Source organism: Aeromicrobium sp. PFPM2_SD2, assembly GCF_057364525.1.
Map to the genome: position 1 here is coordinate 1 of NZ_JBNFNZ010000570.1, position 1,370 is coordinate 1,370.

Below are 1,370 nucleotides of genomic sequence, written 5' to 3' on the forward strand. Positions count from 1 at the left end.
ACCGCGTGGGCGAGCTGCTCGACGGCGAAGAACTGGCGTCCGCGCGCGGCGCGTCGTCGGTCCCGGAGCCCGAGCAGGCGGCAGTGGCGAGGGCGCCCGCGGCCAGCACGGCGGCGAGGCGGTGCCCGGCGGTCACGGGGCGGGCACCAGACGGGCGACGAGGTCCTCCTCGCGCGGGCGGCCGTCGGGCGTCTGCCAGCGGGACTCGCCCGGCTCGACGGTGGTGGAGCGGCGCTCCAGGAAGCGCGGACGCAGCGCCCACGAGATGCCGGTGCCGATCACCAGGACGTGCAGCAGGCAGAACGCGACGTTGTTGAGCATGCCGGCGTCGCGCGACTGGGACAGGCCCCAGCCGGCCGCGCCGAGCAGCGTCAGGCACAGCACGATGCCGGGCCACACCGACAGCGGCTGCCACAGGCCGGCGCCGTCCTTCGGCGTGACCACGAAGCGGCCCTTGCGACGCAGCAGCACCTGCAGCGACGCCACGACGTGGATCCAGCAGGACGCCGCGGCGAGCGCGAACGCCGAGAAGGCGTAGGTGCCGGCGCCCCCGACCGCGACGGTGGCGATCGACAGCACGAAGTACGGCGCGAAGTGCAGCAGGAAGGAGTCGGCGCTCGCCGCCGCCACCGCCTGCTCGCCGGTCAGGACGCGCACGACGGGCAGCGACACGTAGACCAGGACGGTCCAGCCGCTCAGGAAGTACATGCTCGACAGGACGTACTGCAGCTTCGTGCGCCAAGGCAGGCGGGCGCGCAGTCCGCGACCGAGCGCCGAGAGGCAGCCGCGGGCCCAGCGCAGCTGCTGGCCCACGTAGGCCGACATGTCCTCGGGGCCGAGCCCCTGCACGAGCACCTCCGGCACGTACTCCGAGCGCCAGCCGCGCTGGTGCAGCCGCAGCGACAGCTCGAAGTCCTCGGTGACCGAGTCCTGCGGGAAGCCGCCGACGTCGTCCAGCGCCGAGCGGCGGAACAGCACGTTCGTCCCGCAGCAGAACATGGCGCCGAGGTCGGCCTTGCCGCGGGCGATCGAGCCGAAGAACAGCGCCTGCTGCGACCACGCGGCGGCCGCGACCGGGTTGCGGTCGGCGTTGGCGTAGTACTGCGGCGTCTGCACGAACGCGACGCGCTCGTCGGCCAGGTGCCCCATCGTGCGGCGGAGCAGCTCGGGGTGCGGCACGTGGTCGCAGTCCAGGACGAGCACGAGCTCCCCGTCGACGTGCTGCAGCGCGTGGTTGATGTTGCCGGCCTTCGCGCCGGCGTGGTCCTCGCGGGTGACGTACCGGGCGCCGTGCCGGGCGGCCAGCGCCGCCATCGCGGGGTCGTCCCCGTCGTCGAGCAGGTGCACCCGCACGTCGGCGCCGCGCAGCG

At 74.3% G+C, this 1,370-nt stretch carries 1 protein-coding gene; it reads right to left on the minus strand.

Annotation, left to right across the window (positions count from 1 at the left end; translation table 11 throughout):
- Window positions 1-132: 132 nt before the first annotated feature.
- A partial coding sequence (locus AC2W7G_RS16420) for a glycosyltransferase family 2 protein (protein WP_485869380.1) occupies window positions 133-1,370 on the minus strand: 1,238 nt, incomplete at its 5' end.